Below are 13,510 nucleotides of genomic sequence, written 5' to 3' on the forward strand. Positions count from 1 at the left end.
GCGACATAGTTAAGAAATAGAGATCTGGGAAATCGTTTTATTGTGCTTTGCTCCAGTCTCACCGACTAAAGTCCTAGGACCTTTGGCAGTGCCTCTGGCGATTACCCCGCCAACCTCTTTAATATAAACGGATATGTCATACCTCTAATGTGCGCTCCCACGGGCGCAGGTGTGGCCGAATTGTGAACGAATGGTTAAGATCACTTGAAAATCGAGGCGAATCAAGCTGTTGTCAAAATCGAAAGGGTCTTGAATCGAGTATTGAAAGGTTAAGGGACTGTTAATCCGTTTGACTCGGCTTTTTTGCGGGACAAGGATTGAATTCGACGGGGGATGCTTGGGTATGGGGTTCATCCTTAGGCTCGTCTCGTCGGGTTCAACCTCCAAAGGGAGAAATTGGCATGAAGAAGCTCATGACGATGGCCCGGCAGTTCCGCGACGATGAAAACGGCGCTGCTATGGTCGAATATTCAATCCTGGTCGGCATCATCGCCGGCGCAGCGATTCTTGCGATCGTCGCTATCGGTCTCTGGGTCAGCGGACGCTTTACGGGCCTGTGCGGCATTCTCGACGGCAACGGCGTGATTGCTGGCGGCGGAACTGGCACCTGCGACGCGGCAGCCGGTACCGGCAGCTGATAATTCATACCAAGTCAGGCCCGGGAAAACCCGGGCCTGACGCTGGTCGATAATTGGGGCTTTCGACCGGACTACGGTCTTATTGGGGTTTGGGCACATGCGTGGCAATACCGTTATAATGATCGTTCTGGCCTGCGTGTTTGGCGTGCTCGCGGTGGTGTTTGCCAATATGTGGCTTGCCAATCAGCGTAGCGCTCTGGCTCAGTCGAACGGCGCTCAGCGAGACACTATCGTGGTCGCGGCGGTCCCGCTCAAATTTGGCGACACGCTGACCGCCGACAAATTGCGCGAAATCTCTTGGCCGTCGGGGGCAATTCCGACGGGTGCGTTCAAGACGACTAAAGACGCGCTAGCCGGTAACGGCACGAGACAGGCGCTGCAAGCCATCAGCACCAACGAACCGGTTCTTACTACCAAGGTGACCGGCGCCGGCCAGCGCGCCACGCTTTCGGCGGTGCTGGCCGAAGGCATGAAAGCCGTCTCCATACGGGTCAACGACGTGCTTGGCGTTGCAGGCTTTGTCTTCCCGGGTGACAGGGTAGATATACTATTGACGCGCCAGTCACGCGGCCAGGATGGCGCCGACAAGAGTTTCGTCGATGTTCTGTTGCAGAGCGTCAAGGTGCTCGCGATCGATCAGGTCGCCGACGAGAGCAAGGAAAACCCAACCGTCGTGAAGGCGGTGACTGTCGAGGTTAGCACCAAGGATGCGCAGAAGCTGACACTCGCGGCAGGAACGGGGCAATTGTCGCTTGCACTTCGGCAGGCCGCGGCGAGCCAAGGAGAAATGACCGAGCGCGTCACGCTCGCCGACCTGACCGGCGACACCCCCGAAGATGTCGCCAAGAGGCAGGCGGAACTCGAGCGGCAGAAGGCCGCCGACGCCGCAGCCGCGGAGGAACGCAAGCGCGCGGAGGACGAGCGCAAGCGCTCGGACGCAAAGATTACCGGGCTGGCCCAGGCAGTGGAACGGGTCGGCGACCAGATCGATCAGTTGAGCAAGGTCAAGCCCACTGTGGCATCTGCACCACAGCCGCAAGAGGTTGTAAAGGAAGTGGTCAAATATGTGCAGCCGGAGCCGCCAGCCCGCGCTACAATCGGCGTGTTTCGCGGCGTGAAGCTCGAAACATACGACGTGCCGCGACAAAGATAGCGAAAAGAGCATTCGGATAAGGGGGATCCGGGTGGGTCCGCAAGGGGGACGATCTAGATGCGAATTTTTCGGGGATCACTGGCCGCGGCCGCTTTGGCCTGGTTCTATATTGTGTTGCCGTTGAGCCCCGCGGTTCATGCCGCTGACCGCTTCATCGACGTATCGAGCCCGTCACTACACCGCGTGTTCGTGCCCGTGTCGCAGTCCGTCACGATCCAGGTCAATTCCACACTCGGCGATATCGTTGTTGGTGACGAGAAGATCGCCGATGCCCAGCCGATGACCGACAAGACGCTCTATATCATCGGCAAGAGCCTTGGTACCACCACCGTTAATCTGTTTTCGGAAGACAAGCGCTCGCTGGGCGCCCTCCAGATCGAGGTCGGCCAGGATGTCAGCGACATGGCCGCCGCGATCCGCCAGGTGGCGCCGAGGGCACGCATCGAAATCGGTTCGATCAACGGCAAGGTTCGACTGAGCGGCCATGTCAAGGACGCCGCGACGCTGGCGCAGATCGTCGAGGTGACGCAGCAATATGGCCCCGACTCCATCATCAATGCCGTAACCATCGATGACAGTGAACAGGTCAATCTCTCCGTGCGCATCCTGGAGGCAAAGCGCAACGCCGACCGCGATCTCGGCGTGTCGTTCAAGAGCACGAACAGAGACGGCTCGACAAAAGTCGGAACCGGTATTGCCGCTGTTGATAAAGATGGTGCAGTGCTCGGGTCGGGCACTTTGCTCAGTGGCCTCCTTTCCAACTCCAGTCCATTCGGAGCACTGCTCACACGCGTAATCGACAGCAACGTCAAAGTTGACTTGTACATTGAAGCGCTCGAGTCGAAGGGTTTGGTTCGGCTGCTGGCCGAACCAAACCTCACCACAGTTTCCGGCGAAACTGCCAGTTTCAATGCCGGCGGCGAAGTGCCGATCCGCAGCATCAGCAGCAATGGCGAAATCCAGATCGTATTCAAACAGTTCGGCGTCAATCTGAACTTCACGCCGGTGGTGCTTGACGACGGCAAGATCCATCTCAAGCTGGCGCCGGAAGTCAGCGACCTGACCGGATTCACGCCCGCCGGCGATCCGATCTTCACCAATCGCAAGCTGGCAACCACGGTCGACCTGCGGGACGGCCAGAGCTTCGCCGTGGGCGGCCTCCTGTCGAGCAAGAACACAAGGCTTCAAGAGCAGGTGCCGTGGCTCGGCCAGGTGCCGATCATCGGCGCCTTGTTCCACAATTCGAGCACGCAGAAGGAAGAGACCGAGCTTGTCGTGATCGTCACGCCGCATGTCGTGCGGCCGGTGAAGCCCGGCGAACAACTGGCGACGCCTTTCGACAAGACGAGGCCGGCCAATGATCCGGAGCTCATGCTGCTTGGCCAGCTAGAGGTCAGCAAGGACATGATCCGGAAGTATGAGCTGGGCGAAGGCGTCACCGGCCCTTACGGGCACATGCTGGATGTCAAATCGAAGGACAAGCTGGTCTATGTCAAGAAATAAGCTCCTGCTCGTCCTCCTCGGCTCCAGCCTGCTTGCGGGCTGCGCCGCCGACTATTTGAACAATTACGATACGATGACGCTGGCATCGGGCGATTCGCAGAAAGCCAACCAACTGCTGCAGACGGTCGACCCATTCAATCCGGCTTCAAACAACACGAAGATCGAAGGCGACGGCGCGCGTTCCGTCGGCGTCGTTCAGAGGTACAAAGTTCCGCCGGCCCCGCCGCCGACCACAAACATGACGGTCAATGTCGGCCCGTCGGGCGCAAGCACGCAGTGATTTGAACGGAAGGATGCGGGTGCGCCGGGCGTAAGAGGGGCCTAGGTGCGAAGGGGTAGAGAGTAAGGCCATGCTGCGAACCATTCGCGCGTTCTGGCACGATCAGAGGGGAGTAGCGCTGATCCTCGTCAGCGTCATGCTGCCGGCGATCATCGGTTTTTCGCTGCTAGCGATCGACATGAGCCGGATGAACAATCTGCACAACGATCTGCAGAAGGCCACCGATGCGCTGGCGCTGGCCGCGGCGGCCGAGTTAAACGGCAGGTCCGATGCCTGGACGCGTGCTGAGAATGCTCTTGCGAACCTGGTTTCCAACAGCACCAGATTCTCTGATGCAGGAATCGTGATATTGCCGAATACCGGCAGCACCACTGTCAATCCAACCTATTCCTCGTGCCGGTCGAGGGGGCAGATTTCATGGTGCTTCCTCGCAAGTATCCCGGCAAGTGACTCCGACCCGATTACATCAGCCAACTATGCAGCGTCAGCAATTCTGACCCGCTTTATCCAGGTTAGCGCCCAGCCGGAAACGTTCACGTCGATTTTCCCGGTCTCCTTCTCTTCCTCGGGAAGTGCGGCCGACACAAGCTACAATGTCAGCGCTGTCTCGGTGGCCGGTTTCACCTCCGGAGTGTGCGATTTCACCCCAGTCTTCATCTGCAATCCCTACGAGAACGATCCCGACGGACACACCCTCGAAGAGGCCGTTTCAAACCCGGCCCTCCACCGCCGCCTGATCGAGCTCCGTAAGGTTGGAAACGGTGCCGCGGCCGGTCCAGGCAACTTTGGCTTTCTCGAGCCGCCAGAAGGAGTTGGCAACGGCGCGCAGGCGCTTGCGCAGACCATCGCCACTTCCAAGCCCATTGGCTGCTATTCAGCTCAAGGAGTCACGACAAAGACCGGCCAGAACGCCGGCCCTGTCCAGGACGCCTTCAATGTCCGGTTCGGGATCAAGGCCAGCGGCGGTCATTTCAATAGTGCTGAATATGGACCGGCGGCCAACGTCCGAAAGGGTGCGGCGGCGGGAGGAAACGGCAACGGTAATGGCAACGGAGGCGGCAATCAGTGCCCGAGCTATAACCAGTTGACGTTTGGAAGCCCCAACATGGGCCTGCCCAGGGACGCCACCACGCCTTACATGAACGGGCGAATGGGGGACGGAAATTGGAACCTCTCCGGCTACTGGAGCACCAACTTCAGCAGCGCGTCGCATCCTTCCTCTTGGGACACTACCAAGCCCACCCGCTACGATGTCTACAAATACGAGATCGCAAACAATCTGGCAGGGACCGCCTCCGCAGGAGGCGAGGTCGGAACGCCGCCGAGCGCTTGCCAGCCGCCTGTGACTTCGGTCGACCGGCGCTTGATCTATGGCGCGATCCTCAACTGTGCCGCGCTCGACGAAAACAATGATCTGTCAGGTCACAGCACCGATTTGCCAGTCGAAGCCTTCGGCAGCTTCTTTCTTACCGAGCCGGTTTCCTCGGCATCGGACGATGCCTCCGTCTTTGTCGAACTCGTCGACATAACCGGACGCGGTGGACAGGGAACGCTCGACAATTTCCTGCGCGACGAAGCGCAGCTCTATCGGTGACGGCAATGTCGAGAACGCTATCCCGTATCCTGAGACAGTTTCGCTCCGACCAGCGCGGCACGGTACTTGTCGAGATGGCCTTCGTTGCGCCACTGATGCTGATCTTGTCAGCGGGCGTGTTTGAGTTCGGCAATCTCATCCACGACAAGCTGTTGATGGAGGCTGGCCTCAATGACGGAGCGCGTTTCGCGGCGCGCTGCAACAGCGCGCTCTATACCAAAGCCGGGCTTTCGGCCATCGACTGCGCCGACATCGCCACCAACATTGCTGTCTTCGGCAACGTGGCGGGAACCGGCAGCGCGCGCGTCGGTGGCTGGGAAAAATCCGACGTGACTGTGACCATCGGCGACTCCACCACCTGCCATGACGCGGTCGACCCCAGCACCGGCACTGTCCTCTATCTCTCGACGACGTCGCAGGTTTGCATCGTGACCGCGTCGGGAACATACGCATACACCGGTGTCGGAATGCTATCCCTCCTCAACATTGGCCCGATCACGCTCTCAAGCAGCCATCAGGAGCGGTTGATCCGGTTTTGATGATGCTGAAGCGGTTCGCAAAATCGCAGGACGGAACGGCAATGGTCGAAATGGCCATCGCCATAACCTTGTTGCTCAGCCTCACCCTCGGCTTCATCGACTTCGGATATGCCTTCTATCAATGGAATGCGGCGACCAAAGCCGTGCAGGTCGGCGCACGACTTGCCTCGATTTCCGACCCTGTGGCTTCAGCCCTTACGACGGCCGCGCCAACCTCGAATCCGGGCGCTCCGGTTGTCGCGGGAGCATATGGCCCATTTGTCTGCACCTATGACAATGCGGGCAACGGCTCCTGCACCAATAGCGGCGTCTTCAGCGCGGCCGCTTTCAGCCGCATTTTCCGCGGCGACACCGCAAACACAAATGACGATGCCTGTCCCGCCCCAGTAAGCCAGAGACCGGGCATGTGCCATTTCTTCCCGGGCCTTCAACGCAAGAATGTCGTGGTGACCTACACGGCCACCGGCCTCGGCTACGAGACACGGCTGGGCGGCCCGGTGCCGACCATCACCGTCAGCCTGCAAAACATCGACTTCCAGTTCTTCTTCCTGGGCGGGCTGCTCGGGTTTGGGAACCTCACAGTGCCTTCCATGCTGAGTACAGTAACGGGTGAAGATTTAAAGAGTACGTCGCCATGAACGCCATCGACACCAGAGTTCTGCCCACCAAACGCAAGCAGGTCGCGCTGTTTTCTTCCGATGCGAATTTCCGGCACGATGTCACCACCCGGCTCGATGCGCTGGCGATCTATGACGTCAGGGTTTCGGAAGCGGTCGAGTTCCTCAAGGGGCCGCCGGTCGATGCACGTCCGGGCATCATCATCCTCGATCTCGGCAATGGGGAATTGCTCGGCAACAATGCGCTCGTCGAGGCGCGCTCGGCCTGGGCTTCGGTGCCGCTGATCGCGGTGTCGGGCGAGCTGACGTCCGAGCAGACGCGCGTGCTGGTGCGCATGAATGCGTCGGACTGGCTGCACAAGCCGCTCGACGCCAAGGAGCTGCTCAACGCCGTCACCTTCCACGACACCGGCAACCAGGGCACCAAGAGCCGGATCGTCACCTTTATCGCCGCCAGCGGCGGCGCCGGCGCGACCACGCTGGCGATCTCGGCGGCGGAGCATCTTGCCTCGAAGTCTTCCGAGCGGGCCGCCTCGACCTGCCTCGTCGACCTCGACTTCCAGAGCGCCAATTGCGGCGCCTATCTCAACCAGTTCAACCAGTTCGACCTCGCCGGCATCATCGGCCAGCCCGACCGGCTCGATGTCGAGCTGATGGACGTCATCAAGCTGTCGCGGCCTTCCGGCCTCACGCTCTATTCCTTCGAGCGGCCGCAATTGCCGTTCGAGCCGCAAGGCGCCGATTTCGTGTTCCGGCTGCTCGACCTCGTCGCCTACCGCTTCGACGACATCGTCATCGACCTGCCCAACATCGAGACGCCGTGGCACAATTCGGTGCTGCAGACGAGCGACGAGATCTTCATCGTCTTCGAGCTCAACGTCGCCTCGCTTCGGCAAGGCAAGCGGCTCTACAAGAAGATCCGCGAACTGCGCGGCAACGCCGTCTCGATCACGTTGGTCGCCAACAAGCACAAGCGCAAATGGTTCGGCAACCACTTCTCGCGCAGCGAGCTGGAGAAGATCTTCAAGGCGCCGCACATCAAGTCGCTGGCGCTCGACAACGCGCTGCTCGCCGATGCGCTGAACCGCGCCATCCTGCCCTCCGAGGTGGACGGGCGGGCCCGCTTCAACAAGGACCTGAAGCGCATGTTCAAGGAGCGGCTGGACAATGCCCAGCGCTAGGCGCCCGATCACCGCGCGTCTCGCCGCCGCCCTGGCCGGCGCCTGCCTGCTCGGCATCGCGTCGATGTCGGCCTGCGGTGTCGCGGAAGCCGGATCGGGGCTGCCGCCGCTTCCCGCCATGGGGCCCAGCCTGCGCAAGACGGTCGCCTTTGAGACCGGCGAGCAGCCGGGAACGATCATCATCCGCAAAAACGAGAAGGCGCTCTATCTGGTCACCGGCCAGAGCCGGGCGCTGCGCTACCAGATCAGCGTCGGCCGCGACGGCTTCGGCTGGACCGGCACGGTCAGGATAGCGGCCAAGACCGAATGGCCGGAGTGGCGCCCGCCCAAGGAGATGCGCGCGCGCCAGCCGGAACTGCCGGCGATGGTGCCGGCCGGCCCCTACAACCCGCTCGGCGCCAGGGCGCTTTACCTCGCGCGCGACGGGCGCGACACGCTCTATCGCATCCATGGCACCAACGATCCCAAGGGGGTCGGCTTCGACGGCACGTCCGGATGCTTTAGACTGACGAACACAGATGTGATCGATCTCTTCAAGCGCGTCGCGGTGGGCGCAAAGGTGGTGGTTGAATGACGATGATCAGCGTGCCGGACGTTCCGGCAATCGAGCTCGGCGAACAGGAAAAAGCGCCGGGCAGGCCGAACCGGGCGAGAACCATCGGCGCCGTCATGGTGGGCGCCGCGCTCGTCACCTTCGTCAACGTGACCGCCGCCATCTATCTCTATCGCGGCGTCAATGACCTTCGGGCGATAGAGGCGCGGCTCGACCAGCTCGGCCAGTTCGAGCAGCGGATCGGCGCCCGCATCGATACGGTCAACAACGGCTTCCAGAGCCGGTTCGAGACGCTGGACCGGCAGTTGCAGGCGAGCTTCGGCCACATCAACGGCAATATTGCCCGGCTGGAGCAGGGCCAGCCCGCTGCCGCCGAGGCCGAGATGCCCCGCGCGCCCGAGCCATCCGCGTTTTCCGGCACGACGGTGGCTGAGGCGTCAGCAGTTGAAAATCCCGCCGAGCAGGACTCCGACGGCTCGCCCGCATTCAAGCGGAAGGTCGCGCCGCCTGGACCCAATCCGTCCTATCAGCGTATCCAGCAGGCCGACGGCAAGGTCTATTACAAGAAGATCAACTGACGCGGCAGGTCTTCGCAGCCGGACGCTCGCGTAGAGCAGTTCACCGTTTCGCGGAAACGCCGAACTGCTCTAACTATTTGTTTCTACGCAATTCCGGACGGAAAACCGTTACACACTTTTCCTGGAATTGCTCTAGAGGTCTCGCTGCAGCGCCAAAATACGAACGGCGCGGGCTTCGGCGCGCAGCCTCGCCTCGCGCAGGAAGGCGACATGGCAATAGGCGCAGGCCGCAAGCCCAAGGCACAACACCAGGCAGTTCTTCCAGCTGAAGTCGATCGCCAACGAGAATTGAAAGCCGCGCGGCGCGGTGAAGGTGGCGATCGTGCTCGCCGTTTCCGAATGGCTGCCGGCCGCGATCATCAGTCCTGCGAACAGCAGCGCGGCGTGGTTGGCGAGGAAGAAGCCGGCGGATCTCTTGGCCTGGCAGGCCATCCAGCAGGCGGCCGAGGCGGCGAGGACGATGGCGGCGTCAAGGCTCATCGAGCCGCCGAGGTAGAAATCCACCTGCTGCCAGAACATCGTCGAGAACGGCCGCAGTTCGAGCCATATTCGCCACATGGTCGGGCTTGCCGAATAGGTCCCAAGAAGGAACGTCGCCGTCCGCTCGGCCGCCAGCAGGAACAGCATGAGGGCCGGGAAGGCAAAGAAGAGTGTCGGCTTGCGCGTCATGTCATCCCCTCGACGTCCGCTGCCGAGTGTAGGCCGCATTGGTTGCGCGAGACTTAACGCAACGCCTTGCTTTTCAAGCAATGTCGCCAGCGCCTAATGTATGATCTGGTGAAACGACGAGGCGCTTGTGGGCGAGGTGAAATCGACCGGCCGGCTTGCCACGATGCTCGGCGGCCTGGGGCTGGTCGCCGGCGCGCTGCTGATCGCCGGGTCCAGGCACCGGCTGGCGACCGAGCCTCCCTCGTATCCGCCAGCCCAGGAGACAGGGGAAGCGCGGCCCGCCTCTGGCGTCGCCGTTCATGACATGCGGCCAGGCCAGCCGGCGCGCAGGATTGCGGAGGACCTCATCGCGCCGCCGCCGCTCGATGCGTCGGGAATCGAGCGCATCGAGCCCCGCCCTCCGCTCGGCGAACTCGGCCTCGCCTCGCCGCCGAGGACGCCGATGCCGCAGGGCTGGCGCGAGACGCTGCTCTATCGTCCGGTCGCCACCTCGTCGGCGGCCTTCGAAGCCATGGGACGCAAGGTGATCATCAGCGGGACCGTCGATATCGACCCCGACAGGACCTGCGTGTTCGGCGATGCCGTCTGGCCCTGCGGCCAGCGCGCCCGCGCCGCCTTCAACGCCTGGCTACGCGGCCGGGCGCTCAAATGTGTCCTGCCGCCCGACGGCGACCGCTTCGCCATCGCCGCGCCCTGCGCGCTCGGCAAACAGGATGTCGGCGCCTGGCTGGTTGCCAATGGCTGGGCCATGGCGTCGGCCTCGGGCATCTACGGCAAGGCCGAATCCGTGGCCAGGGGCGCCAAGATGGGCATCTTCGGCCCGCCGCAATAGAGCGCTCCAGGAAAAGTGCCTAAAGCGCGACGCGATCTTTCAGATTCGCTCCATGCGCTTTAGGTTTTTGATTTTACGCATGTCTTTGTCCCGAAAACCGGTCACACTTTCGGGAGACATGCTTTAACGGCTTTCCGTTCGGGATTGCGTAAAAACGGAATGGTTAAAGCCGTTCAGCGATCCTACCAAATGCTGACCTGTTTTTAGCGACCGAATCAAATCATCGAAGCGAGAAACCGGGCCGCAACCACTGGCGAGCGCGCATCAGGGAGAAAGACGCTGATTTCCTTCAAATTATAGACCTCGCTGAAACGGAAATCGTAACAAACCGTCTTTAAGCCAATGCGTCCAACAGGAGATTGGCCAGTGAGCACAGAAACCGAGACCGCGCCGGCAAAGGCATGGAAGCATGTCTTTTGGCTGTCCCTGCTGGGCACGGCCGGCTGCGTCGCCCTGTCGCTCGGCCTGAACTACCTGCTCCTGCTCAGCGACGCGTTGACGCCATTCGGCCGCAGCGTCATCACCGCGACGCTTGTGCCCATCGTCATCGGCCTGCCGCTCTTTGCCCTGCTCGGCTGGAGAGAGGTCGAGATCCGCCGCTGCCGGCAGGAACTCACCAGATCCGGCACCTACGACCGGCTGACCGGCTGCCTCAACGGGGCGGTGTTCACGTCGATGGTCGACAGAAGGGCGGCGAGGCCGGCCGGCCCGCGTTCGGGCGCATTCCTGGTCATCCACCCGGAACATCTTGCATCGATCAACCTGCGCTTCGGTCTCGGCTGGGGTGACGAAGCGTTGCGTCTCATCGCCTCGGCTATCCGATCCTCGGTGCGCAAGGACGATCTGATCGGCCGTATCGGAAACTCGATGTTCGGCGTTTTCCTCCCCGGCGCGACGAAGCAGGAGGCTAAGGAAATCGGCGAACGCGTTCGAGAAACGGTCGGACAGATTTATTTCGCGCCGAAAGGCGACAAGGACGTGCTTGCCATCCGCGTCGGCGGCGTCGTCTTCGAGCATGAACTGGCGTTCGAGGACATGTTCCGGTCGGCGGAGGAACTCCTGTTGGAGGCTCAGGACGAGGCTGACCTGGCGTTGTCGCATATCAGCAACTGAACCGGCGAGCGGAACCCAGCGACCTCTGCGGGCCATAATTCCGCGGCACGTCGTTCTTCACAAGCGGCCCGGCCGCTTATGCCTCAAATGCCGCCCATGCAGAGATATTTCATCTCAAGGTAATCCTCGAGGCCGTGGCGGGACCCCTCGCGCCCGATGCCGGACTGCTTCACTCCACCGAAGGGTGCTGCTTCCGAGGACATGCGTCCGGTGTTGATACCGACCATGCCATATTCCAGGGCCTCCGCCACACGCCAGACGCGCTTCAGGTTGGAAGCATAGAAATAGGCGGCGAGGCCGTAGATCGTGTCGTTGGCCTCACGCACGACCTGATCCGCATCCTCGAAGCGGATGACAGGTGCCAATGGCCCAAACGTCTCCTCCTGCGCCACCGTCATTGCGCTGGAGATATCGGTCAGGACCGTCGGCTGGAAAAAGGTGCCGTCTCTACCAATCCGGCCTCCGCCACAGCGGATCGCACCGCCTTTTCCCACGGCATCGGCGATGTGGGATTCGATCTTGGAGAGCGCGTGGCTGTCGATCAGCGGGCCGATGGCGACACCGGGATCGAAACCGTCACCGACCTGAAGCTGGCGAACCCGTTCGACGAATTTATCGACGAACTCGTCATGCACGCCTGACTGGACGTAAAGGCGGTTCGCCGAAACGCAAGTCTGGCCGGCATTGCGGAACTTCGCCTGGACCGCCCCGTCCACGGCGGCGTCGATGTCGGCGTCGTCGAAGACGATGAAAGGCGCGTTGCCGCCCAGCTCGAGGCTGACCTTCTTGATCTGGTCCGAGCACTGGCGCATCAGCAGGCGCCCGACCTCGGTCGATCCGGTAAAGCTGATCTTGCGCACCTTGGGATTGTGGCAGAGCTCACGCCCCACCGCGGCACCCTCGGAGGCGTAGACAAGGTTCACGACACCGTCGGGAAAACCGGCCTCGGCGGCGAGCGCAAACATGGCGCCCGCGACAAGCGGCGTCTGTTCGGCGGGCTTCAGCACGATGGCGCACCCCGCCGCCAGCGCCGGCGAGATCTTGCGCGCCACCATCGATGCGGGAAAGTTCCATGGCGTGATCGTGCCGACGACGCCGATCGGCTGCTTGATCACCAGCATGCGGCGGTCGGTCGACGGCGCCGAGATCGTCTCGCCGTAGATGCGATTGGCCTCCTCGGCATACCATTGCAGATAGGCGGCGGCGTGAGAGACTTCCGATTTGGCTTCCGCAAGCGGCTTGCCCATCTCCGCGGTCAGGATCGCCGCGAGATCATCGGTATGGGTGACGATCAACTGGTGCCATTGCCACAGCATTTCGCTGCGCTCCCGGGCAGTCAGCCCCGCCCATTCGGCCTGAGCGGCATAGGCTTTGTCGATCGCCGCGCGCGTCTCCTCGACGCCCATGTCCGGAAGCTCCGCCAAGAGTTCGCCGGTCGATGGATTGAAGACCTCAAATCTACGCCCGCCAAACGGCGCGCCAAGCGCCGGCACACGGTCGATCGCGCCAAACAGGTCGGGGGATTTCAAGTGGCGCATCATCGGCGGGCACAGGGGCAATACCGGTCTCCTCGTCAAAGAGCTGGCGTTTGAGGCGTCAACGTGTATTCCGCAGGCCCGTGCTTCTCATAGGGCCTGGGAAGAACGGCGGTAGACCCACCTGGGCAGCTGGCGTCCTGGAAGTCATCGATAACGAATGACAGCTCTGATCAAGGGGGGATGAGGTGCCCGAAGCGGGCTGGTGCTGCGAGAGAGGATTGAACTCTCGACCTCTCCCTTACCAAGGGAGTGCTCTACCACTGAGCTACCGCAGCCTGCGATGGCGGCGCTTCTGCCATAACGAACCGGCAAGCGCAAGGCCAAGAAAACCTTAAAACGACGCCATCTCGTTGTCCCAAAACCGCTGCGCGCCTTTGGGCGACATGCATTGAATGCCGCGGCTGTGAAAGCCGCTTCCAAGCGGCGTCCATGACATGGCCGCGCCACAATGTTAACTATGCCGGAACCACAGCCGGCTATCCGCCTGCGGGGACGGACGATGAACGACAAGGCAAATCCACCCAAAAAGAGCGGCGGCGAGCGCAAGGACCGGCTCGCCGAGGCGTTGCGCGCCAACCTGCAGAAACGCAAGGCGCAGGCGCGTTCCCGGCGCGCTGGCGACGCTGACAAGCGGCCTGAGGGACTGCCGTCTGCTGGAAAAATGCAAAAAAAGTAACTCAAATCAGCCACACTGGCCGACCACACTTGGTCCACAGATGGGG

15 protein-coding genes and 1 tRNA gene are annotated in these 13,510 nt (G+C 61.7%); 13 read left to right on the forward strand and 3 right to left on the reverse strand.

Annotated elements, in window-relative coordinates:
• The first annotated feature begins 401 nt into the window (after positions 1-401).
• From EJ071_RS35510 to EJ071_RS35555, 10 genes are all read left to right on the forward strand, one after another.
• The gene (locus EJ071_RS35510; RefSeq protein WP_245460095.1) at positions 402-638 is read left to right on the forward strand and encodes a Flp family type IVb pilin; all 237 of its coding nucleotides are present in this window, start codon (positions 402-404) and stop codon (positions 636-638) included.
• A gap of 97 nt (positions 639-735) precedes the next feature.
• Entirely contained in the window at positions 736-1,791 is a 1,056-nt protein-coding gene (gene cpaB, locus EJ071_RS35515; RefSeq protein ID WP_126102011.1) for a Flp pilus assembly protein CpaB, read from the forward strand.
• A gap of 57 nt (positions 1,792-1,848) precedes the next feature.
• On the forward strand, positions 1,849-3,294 hold the full coding sequence (locus EJ071_RS35520; RefSeq protein ID WP_126102012.1) for a type II and III secretion system protein family protein: 1,446 nt from the start codon (positions 1,849-1,851) through the stop codon (positions 3,292-3,294).
• A complete protein-coding gene (locus EJ071_RS35525; RefSeq protein WP_126102013.1) occupies positions 3,281-3,574 on the forward strand; it encodes a hypothetical protein in 294 nt (97 codons plus the stop codon). The genes EJ071_RS35520 and EJ071_RS35525 overlap by 14 nt, the downstream gene beginning before the upstream one ends.
• A 70-nt stretch (positions 3,575-3,644) precedes the next feature.
• Complete coding sequence (locus tag EJ071_RS35530) at positions 3,645-5,168, forward strand: pilus assembly protein TadG-related protein (RefSeq protein ID WP_126102014.1); 1,524 nt, start codon at positions 3,645-3,647, stop codon at positions 5,166-5,168.
• Between the two features lie 5 nt (positions 5,169-5,173).
• On the forward strand, positions 5,174-5,707 hold the full coding sequence (locus tag EJ071_RS35535) for a TadE/TadG family type IV pilus assembly protein (protein ID WP_126102855.1): 534 nt from the start codon (positions 5,174-5,176) through the stop codon (positions 5,705-5,707).
• The gene (locus tag EJ071_RS35540) at positions 5,707-6,345 is read left to right on the forward strand and encodes a TadE/TadG family type IV pilus assembly protein (protein WP_245460096.1); all 639 of its coding nucleotides are present in this window, start codon (positions 5,707-5,709) and stop codon (positions 6,343-6,345) included. Before EJ071_RS35535 ends, EJ071_RS35540 begins: the two co-directional genes overlap by 1 nt.
• The gene (locus tag EJ071_RS35545; protein ID WP_126102015.1) at positions 6,342-7,505 is read left to right on the forward strand and encodes an AAA family ATPase; all 1,164 of its coding nucleotides are present in this window, start codon (positions 6,342-6,344) and stop codon (positions 7,503-7,505) included. Before EJ071_RS35540 ends, EJ071_RS35545 begins: the two co-directional genes overlap by 4 nt.
• The gene (locus EJ071_RS35550; RefSeq protein WP_126102016.1) at positions 7,492-8,079 is read left to right on the forward strand and encodes a L,D-transpeptidase; all 588 of its coding nucleotides are present in this window, start codon (positions 7,492-7,494) and stop codon (positions 8,077-8,079) included. Before EJ071_RS35545 ends, EJ071_RS35550 begins: the two co-directional genes overlap by 14 nt.
• Positions 8,076-8,636 carry a hypothetical protein gene (locus EJ071_RS35555; RefSeq protein WP_126102017.1) on the forward strand — a complete coding sequence of 187 codons (561 nt, stop codon included), beginning with the start codon at positions 8,076-8,078 and terminating at the stop codon, positions 8,634-8,636. Before EJ071_RS35550 ends, EJ071_RS35555 begins: the two co-directional genes overlap by 4 nt.
• Positions 8,637-8,768: 132 nt before the next feature.
• Here EJ071_RS35555 and EJ071_RS35560 read toward each other — a convergent pair whose 3' ends face one another.
• Positions 8,769-9,305 (reverse strand): hypothetical protein, encoded by a 537-nt coding sequence (locus tag EJ071_RS35560; RefSeq protein WP_126102018.1) that lies wholly within the window; start codon positions 9,303-9,305, stop codon positions 8,769-8,771.
• A 127-nt stretch (positions 9,306-9,432) separates the two neighbouring features.
• On the opposite strand from EJ071_RS35560, the gene EJ071_RS35565 reads away from it, so the two are divergent.
• Both EJ071_RS35565 and EJ071_RS35570 read left to right on the forward strand, forming a co-directional pair.
• A complete protein-coding gene (locus tag EJ071_RS35565; protein ID WP_245460097.1) occupies positions 9,433-10,137 on the forward strand; it encodes a thermonuclease family protein in 705 nt (234 codons plus the stop codon).
• 366 nt (positions 10,138-10,503) lie between these two features.
• On the forward strand, positions 10,504-11,250 hold the full coding sequence (locus EJ071_RS35570; RefSeq protein ID WP_245460098.1) for a GGDEF domain-containing protein: 747 nt from the start codon (positions 10,504-10,506) through the stop codon (positions 11,248-11,250).
• A gap of 83 nt (positions 11,251-11,333) precedes the next feature.
• Here EJ071_RS35570 and EJ071_RS35575 read toward each other — a convergent pair whose 3' ends face one another.
• Both EJ071_RS35575 and EJ071_RS35580 read right to left on the reverse strand, forming a co-directional pair.
• Positions 11,334-12,788 carry an NAD-dependent succinate-semialdehyde dehydrogenase gene (locus EJ071_RS35575; protein WP_245460386.1) on the reverse strand — a complete coding sequence of 485 codons (1,455 nt, stop codon included), beginning with the start codon at positions 12,786-12,788 and terminating at the stop codon, positions 11,334-11,336.
• Between the two features lie 200 nt (positions 12,789-12,988).
• Positions 12,989-13,063 (reverse strand) — tRNA-Thr (locus tag EJ071_RS35580).
• A gap of 224 nt (positions 13,064-13,287) precedes the next feature.
• Here EJ071_RS35580 and EJ071_RS38885 point away from each other — a divergent pair.
• Entirely contained in the window at positions 13,288-13,464 is a 177-nt protein-coding gene (locus tag EJ071_RS38885; RefSeq protein ID WP_189521340.1) for a hypothetical protein, read from the forward strand.
• The last annotated feature ends 46 nt before the right edge of the window (positions 13,465-13,510 follow it).

This window comes from Mesorhizobium sp. M1B.F.Ca.ET.045.04.1.1 (genome assembly GCF_003952465.1).
Classification (GTDB): Bacteria; Pseudomonadota; Alphaproteobacteria; order Rhizobiales; family Rhizobiaceae; genus Mesorhizobium; species Mesorhizobium shonense.

Bases quoted from the DNA above. Each gene is read 5' to 3' on its own strand.
- EJ071_RS35510 (WP_245460095.1), top strand. From the start codon at position 402: ATGAAGAAGCTCATGACGATGGCCCGGCAGTTCCGCGACGATGAAAAC.
- cpaB (WP_126102011.1), top strand. From the start codon at position 736: ATGCGTGGCAATACCGTTATAATGATCGTTCTGGCCTGCGTGTTTGGC.
- EJ071_RS35520 (WP_126102012.1), top strand. From the start codon at position 1,849: ATGCGAATTTTTCGGGGATCACTGGCCGCGGCCGCTTTGGCCTGGTTC.
- EJ071_RS35525 (WP_126102013.1), top strand. From the start codon at position 3,281: ATGTCAAGAAATAAGCTCCTGCTCGTCCTCCTCGGCTCCAGCCTGCTT.
- EJ071_RS35530 (WP_126102014.1), top strand. From the start codon at position 3,645: ATGCTGCGAACCATTCGCGCGTTCTGGCACGATCAGAGGGGAGTAGCG.
- EJ071_RS35535 (WP_126102855.1), top strand. From the start codon at position 5,174: ATGTCGAGAACGCTATCCCGTATCCTGAGACAGTTTCGCTCCGACCAG.
- EJ071_RS35540 (WP_245460096.1), top strand. From the start codon at position 5,707: ATGATGCTGAAGCGGTTCGCAAAATCGCAGGACGGAACGGCAATGGTC.
- EJ071_RS35545 (WP_126102015.1), top strand. From the start codon at position 6,342: ATGAACGCCATCGACACCAGAGTTCTGCCCACCAAACGCAAGCAGGTC.
- EJ071_RS35550 (WP_126102016.1), top strand. From the start codon at position 7,492: ATGCCCAGCGCTAGGCGCCCGATCACCGCGCGTCTCGCCGCCGCCCTG.
- EJ071_RS35555 (WP_126102017.1), top strand. From the start codon at position 8,076: ATGACGATGATCAGCGTGCCGGACGTTCCGGCAATCGAGCTCGGCGAA.
- EJ071_RS35560 (WP_126102018.1), bottom strand. From the start codon at position 9,305: ATGACGCGCAAGCCGACACTCTTCTTTGCCTTCCCGGCCCTCATGCTG.
- EJ071_RS35575 (WP_245460386.1), bottom strand. From the start codon at position 12,788: ATGCGCCACTTGAAATCCCCCGACCTGTTTGGCGCGATCGACCGTGTG.
- EJ071_RS38885 (WP_189521340.1), top strand. From the start codon at position 13,288: ATGAACGACAAGGCAAATCCACCCAAAAAGAGCGGCGGCGAGCGCAAG.